Below are 6354 nucleotides of genomic sequence, written 5' to 3' on the forward strand. Positions count from 1 at the left end.
CATTCCGTGAAACCCTTCGCCACTTTTTTCATACCACTTTGCCAGAAAAAGCGAAAGAACTCACGACTCGACTGACTGACAACTTTCAGATTTTAAAACCTGCATCTTCAAGTTAGATTGGTATATATGAATTTATAAATATTGTATTTTCATTTAATACGTTTTTTTAGTGGAGAATTTTAAATGATTACATATTTTCAAGCTGGCTATGTTGCTATTGCTAAACGAATTCTGGGCTGGATTATTTTTGTACCGGCTTTTTTGTCTACTTTTGTCTCAGTGATCAATCTGACATGGCAGCATGGCGTAAAAGGTGATGGTATTAATGCGGTATTGAATGATTTTCTCAAAATGATGGCAGAAATGATTAAATTCAATACACCTTTTCTGGATTTTTTTTGGAAATACTCTCCAGTTCCTGATTGGACAGTGAGCATTACAGGAGCAAATTTCGGTTTTCTTGTTATCTATTTTTTAATATTTATTGGTTTGGCAATGAATGCTTCTGGCTTGAGAATGTACCGCCAGTTTAAATTTATTAAAGAACATATTGAAGATCAAATGATCCTTGAAAATGTTAAAGAGAGTGGAATTACAAAGGAACAATTGAAAAATAAAATCAAATTTCCGAGGCATTCTCTATTCAGCCAAATTTTTACTCTTTATATATCACCAATCATTATCGGTGCTATTGCTTATCTGTTATCTACATTATTGGGTTGGTAATGAAAAAAATAATAGCTATGCCAGAATGTTCTATGCAGTTTTTAACATATAATGTTATTTTATTTGTTAAAATATATTGATGAAACTGGCGTATGTAAATCGTAAATATTGAAAAATGACATTGAATGTGATTTAAAAACCACATGTTAACCCTTATTGTTAAGGAGAATTGATTCAGAGTTAACCATAATCGTTTTGTGTTCATATATCATGTTGATGAGTGTTTTTGATGGCTATTCAGATAAGATCTTATCAATAATATTTTGCACTACGATAAAGTTATCACCGCCAAAAAGGTTACATCGGTTCAGCAAATAATAAAGTTGGTAAATAGGTTGGCGATCAATAAAGTCATGTGGCAATGGCCAAATACTTTGGTAACCATCAAAAATTTGTAAAGGAAGATCTGGATAGAGAGGCAGCATCGCTAAATCACATTCACGATCACCCCAATAACAGGCAGGATCAAAGGTAACAGCACACTCGTCATTCAATGATGCACAGTTTGTAGGCCATAAATCGCCATGAAGGAGAGAAGGTTGCGGGTGATGAGAGTGTAGTTTGTTACTGATTATCTCAACAATCTGGTTGATATCTCCAAATATCATGCCATTATCAGCTGCAAGTTGTAATTGCCAGCCAATACGTTTTTCTGCGTAAAATTGATTCCAGCGTTTCTGCCACCCATTAGGCTGTATGGTGGTGGCAAGCATATTATCAAAATCAAAACCGAACTTAGGTTGCTCACTCCATTGATGCAGTTTGGCAAGATGTTGACCGAAACAGTATGCACTATGGGCATTAAATGACTTTATAGGCAAATATTCCAGCAAAAGGAAACTATAGTCACGATCGTGCCCTACACCGTAAACGTTAGGTACGCGGGTTGTTTTGCTGCGAGCCAATAATTCTAGCTGTTCTGCTTCTGCTTTAAAAACCAGCAGCATTTCTTTCACGTTGGATTTGACAAAAATATGTTGTTCACCATATTCAATACACCAAGAACGATGTATATCACCTCCTGATAATTCCGTTTTATCGTGAATCTCAGCGTCACCAAAATGCTCACTTAATAGACGGTTCACGGTTTGCCACATGATTCACCTCATTAAGTTGACAATTGCTACATTCATATTACAGATAGATGCAGCATTTGAACAGGTTAAAAAGGACTTTAATGGCAATTAATAATGCCATATCCAAAATTGAATATGGCACTCTCTCTTGGTCAGTGTGATTTTTCTGGAATTGGCAGTGGTTGAGATGAAGTTTTTTCGGACGAACTCTTGTTCACTTTTTTGTAGGCCAATTTTATTTGGTTATAAATAAGTGCAGCTATGAAAATAATAGCTTGAATAATTACAATACATGGGCCTGTTTCACCATCAATATGGAAACTGACGATTGTGCCGAGTATGCTGGATGATACTGATGCAATAATTGCAACCACAAGCATACGATCAAAACTCCGGCAAAGAATGAAAGCGATAATGCCGGGTGAGATCAGCATGGCAATAACTAGAATGATACCGACCGCTTGCAGTGACGCAACAATTGTCAGGGCCAGTAGAGACAATAAGCCATAATGAAGTAGCCTTACTGGCAAGCCGACTACTCTGGCCTGATTAGGGTCAAAGCAATAGAGCATAAAATCTTTTCGCTTCAGTAAGACAATGGTCAGTGTCACTCCGGCGATGCATAGTGTTTGGATTAATTCATTCTTAGTAATACCGAGTATGCTGCCGAATAAGATGTGCGTCAGGTGCTGGTCTGTATCTATCCGGGTAAACAACACTAAACCAAATGCAAACATGCCAGAGAAAACGATACCCATGACAGTATCTTCTTTGATTCTGCTGTGTTCTTTCAAATATCCAGTGGCAAAAGCACAAAATATACCGGAAAGAAAGGCACCTATTACAAGTGGTATACCTGCAACAAAGGCTAGTACTATACCCGGTAGAACAGCATGTGAAATGGCATCGCCCATCAACGACCAGCCCTTTAAGACTAGATAGCAGGAGAGCACAGCACAGACTGCACCTACTATGATAGCTGCAAAGATGGCACGCTGCATGAAATCATGCATGAAAGGTTCAGTGATTAATTCAATAAACGTATTCATGAGTGTCCTTTTTGAGTCAAGGCCAGAGATTCCTTTCTGGCTCGTTTGCGGGAAGCTAACATGCCGTGTTTGGGAGCAAAGAAAAACACCAGCAAGAAAATGACGGTTTGCATTGTAACAATTACTCCGCCAGTTGCTCCATTCAGAAAATAACTCAGATATGCGCCAAAACCACTGGTAAATGAACCAATAGCGACAGCAATGATTAGGAGATGTTTGAATCTATCTGTCAATAAGTAAGCTGTTGCTCCAGGAGTGACAACCATTGCTATCACCAAAATTGCTCCTACTGTCTGTAATGCAGCAACGGTGCAGGCACTTAATAATGTGAAAAAAATGATTTTTAACCGTAATGGTGACAGCCCGATAGACCGTGCATGGGTTTCATCAAAGAAAACAACCAATAAGTCTTTCCAGATCAGCATCAAGATGGCAAAGGAAACGGCGATAATAATTTCAACCTGTAAAACATCCTCATCAGCAATTCCCAATATATTGCCTAGAATAATAGTTTGTACATTCACAGATGTGGGATTCAAGGAAACTATTAATAAACCAACCGCGAAAAAGGTTGAAAATATAAATCCGATCACCGCATCTTCGCGTAACCGAGTGATATGGCGAACCAAGGTCATTGATAGTGCTGCGAGCATCCCGGTAAAAAAAGCACCTCCAGCATAAGGCAGACCTAGGGCATATGCACCTGCGACTCCGGGAACAACAGAATGGGAGAGAGCATCTCCCATCAGCGACCAGCCTTTCAGCATCAGATAAGCAGATAAGAAAGCACAGACGGCCCCGACGATTGAACTTACCCACATGGCCTTTACCATGTAATTGTAATTAAACGGCTGTAACAGTAATTCCATCATGGTTGGTTTCCCTTTTGTTTTTGACTTTGTCGTGGGGGAATATGATGGTTATGACCATAAAAGACAGCGGCACGTTCGTCATCAGTAATAACTGTCAGTGAGCGTGGGTCATCATCATCGTGCAGTTCAGGACCGGAAAGATTAATGTGACGCAAGACACCACCGAAGGTGATTTCCAGATTTTTTTGGGTAAAAGTGGTTTCAGTCCGGCCACTGGCCAGTACTGTGCGGTTGATCAGAATAACATGATCGCAAAATTCGGGAACAGTTCCGAGGTTATGAGTTGATACCAAAACTAAATGTCCTTCATCCCGTAATTCTCGAAGTAAGGTGATAATAGCATTTTCGGTTTTTACGTCTACGCCGGTAAAAGGTTCATCCAGCAACAGTACTTTTCCTTCTTGAGCAAGTGCCCGGGCTAAAAATGCTCGTTTTTTTTGTCCACCGGAAAGTTCACCGATTTGGCGATCGCGCAGCTCTGTCAATCCAACACGTTCAAGAGCTTCATTCACGATTTGATGATCACGTTTGCTGGGGCGGCGTAAAAATCCCATTTTTCCATAACGCCCCATCATGACAACATCAGAAACTAAAACTGGAAAATTCCAGTCTACATCTTCAGTCTGTGGAACGTATGCAATGATATTTTGCTTTAGTGCCGTTTTGACAGGTTGCGTATTGAGAGTCACTTTTCCTTGTGAAGGTGTAACTAATCCCATAATTGTTTTAAATAATGTAGATTTTCCGCTACCGTTCATTCCGACCAGAGCACAAATTGTGCCGCCAGTGATATCAAAACTGGCATCATAAATGGCAGTATGCCCATTGTTGTAAGTAACGGTAGCATTATCAACGACCAAATGAGGCTGCTCAAACAATGTCTGATGGTTTAATGGTGAGCGATTCATTGATTAAATCCTTTTGCTATGGTGTCTACGGTAGTATTAAGCATATCAATATAAGTCGGCACAGGCCCTTTTGAAGTAGAGAGAGAGTCTACATAGAGTACTCCGCCGTAGTGGGCTGCCGTTTCTTTGCTCACTTGTTTCGCTGGTTTATCTGAAACAGTACTTTCACTGAAGACTACAGGAATTTTATGATCTCTCACTGTATCTATGACACGCCGCACCTGCTGAGGTGAGCCTTGTTCTTCTGCATTGATTGGCCATAAATAGACTTCTTTGAAGCCGTAATCTTGTGTGAGATAGCTGAAAGCACCTTCACTGGTCACCAGCCAGCGTTGTTCTGCTGGAATACGGGAAAGCCGTTCTCTAAGTGGTGTATCTAATTGAGCTATTTTTTCTGCATATACTTTAGCATTGCGGTTATAAATTTCGGCATTCTCTGGATTGTGTTTGACGAGAGCTTTTCGAATATTCTCTATATAAATCAGTGCATTTTTGGGAGACATCCAAGCATGGGGGTTTGGGTTTTTAGTGTAGGGACCTTCTCTAATTGGCAAAGGAATAATACCTTCAGTAATGATCGCCGCAGGTATGTCTTTCATGTTCTCAAAAAAACGCTCAAACCAACGTTCAAGGTTTAAACCATTCCAAAGAATCAGATCGGCGCGTTGTGCTTTGATAATATCTTTTGGTGTAGGTTGGTAATCGTGGATTTCTGCACCGACTTTTGTGATAGATTCAACGATCGCTGCATCTCCAGCGATATTCTGGGCCATATCTTGAATAATGGTAAATGTCGTAACAACCCTGAACTTTTTATCTGCATGAGCTTGCTGACTGAGTAAAGCCATTGTTAGTAGTGCAATGGCAAAACTAAAGAGTGGGAAAGCAGGGAGAGAACGTTTAGTGTTCATTATGGCAAACCTTACTATTATACATAAATTATTGATAATGATTATCAGTATCGTTTATGTAAAGTCAAGGTGGTATCGAATGAAATTGATGATGGATCTGATAGTCACCCCTTAATTTTCTGCTGGTTCACATGACAGTAATGGATCTCATGTGAACAAAAAAATAACACTTTGTCCATAGCTATCAAAAGTAAATTCATTAATTTATTTTGGTAAGCAGTAAAAAATATTTTTGGTTTATCAGTAAAATTATATATCCTTTATAAGGTTAATTTTATTTTGGAGAGAGCAGCGTGAAATCAAGATTCAACTACATTGTGTTCGCACTGTTATTAACCGGATGTGCAGGGCAAGAAGAGAATCGATTAAACGTTAACAAGCAAATAGGGGTAAAGCGTATGCTTAATGACAATAATGCTGCTTTGGAGGCTCGTAAATTTACAAATAAACCTGAACCAACTCGATTTGATGATTTTATTGAACAAGCTGCAAAGCGTTATGGTGTTGATGAAACTCTTATCAAAGCAATTATTCAGGTAGAATCCGATTTCCGTCCAGAAGTTGTCAGCAAATCGAATGCAGTTGGGTTAATGCAGATTAAGGCATCTACGGCAGGGAGAGATGCTTATCGAATGAAGGGAAAATCAGGTCAGCCAACGATACGTGAATTGAAAGACCCTGAAACTAGAGCGTGTTGATCTTTTTGGTATAAAAAGCAAGCAGCAAATGGGGCTGTTATAATGGTTTCGCCAAAAATCAAAACAATTACCCCAAATGCCAAGACTAATGTTAACAGATGATAGCTGGAAATT

General features: G+C 39.3%; 6 protein-coding genes and 2 pseudogenes. 3 read left to right on the forward strand and 5 right to left on the reverse strand.

The genetic code is table 11. From position 1 onward, the window contains the following. Nucleotides 1-116 (forward strand): annotated as a pseudogene (locus AACQ81_RS00260) (IS630 family transposase); the annotation flags it as partial. Between the two features lie 70 nt (nt 117-186). Beyond that, on the forward strand, nt 187-726 hold the full coding sequence (locus AACQ81_RS00265; RefSeq protein WP_237388328.1) for a YniB family protein: 540 nt from the start codon (nt 187-189) through the stop codon (nt 724-726). Between the two features lie 233 nt (nt 727-959). Here the strand turns inward: AACQ81_RS00265 and AACQ81_RS00270 are convergent, their stop codons facing one another. The 5 genes from AACQ81_RS00270 to AACQ81_RS00290 form a co-directional block, all read right to left on the reverse strand. Beyond that, nucleotides 960-1823: a fructosamine kinase family protein gene (locus tag AACQ81_RS00270; protein WP_237388325.1), complete on the reverse strand. Its 864-nt coding sequence runs from the start codon at nt 1821-1823 to the stop codon at nt 960-962. A gap of 131 nt (nt 1824-1954) precedes the next feature. Next, nucleotides 1955-2851, reverse strand: coding sequence for a metal ABC transporter permease (locus tag AACQ81_RS00275; RefSeq protein WP_237388326.1), 897 nt, complete (start codon nt 2849-2851; stop codon nt 1955-1957). Next, nucleotides 2848-3723, reverse strand: coding sequence for a metal ABC transporter permease (locus AACQ81_RS00280; protein WP_092550987.1), 876 nt, complete (start codon nt 3721-3723; stop codon nt 2848-2850). Before AACQ81_RS00280 ends, AACQ81_RS00275 begins: the two co-directional genes overlap by 4 nt. Then, a complete protein-coding gene (locus AACQ81_RS00285; RefSeq protein ID WP_237388327.1) occupies nt 3720-4631 on the reverse strand; it encodes a manganese/iron ABC transporter ATP-binding protein in 912 nt (303 codons plus the stop codon). Before AACQ81_RS00285 ends, AACQ81_RS00280 begins: the two co-directional genes overlap by 4 nt. Beyond that, nucleotides 4628-5542 carry a metal ABC transporter substrate-binding protein gene (locus tag AACQ81_RS00290; protein ID WP_272903127.1) on the reverse strand — a complete coding sequence of 305 codons (915 nt, stop codon included), beginning with the start codon at nt 5540-5542 and terminating at the stop codon, nt 4628-4630. The genes AACQ81_RS00285 and AACQ81_RS00290 overlap by 4 nt, the downstream gene beginning before the upstream one ends. A 293-nt stretch (nt 5543-5835) precedes the next feature. Between AACQ81_RS00290 and AACQ81_RS00295 the strand changes: the two are divergent. Next, nucleotides 5836-6228, forward strand: a pseudogene (locus AACQ81_RS00295) (transglycosylase SLT domain-containing protein); the annotation flags it as partial. Nucleotides 6229-6354: the final 126 nt, after the last annotated feature.

This window comes from Xenorhabdus sp. Sc-CR9 (assembly GCF_963897815.1).
GTDB lineage: Bacteria > Pseudomonadota > Gammaproteobacteria > Enterobacterales > Enterobacteriaceae > Xenorhabdus.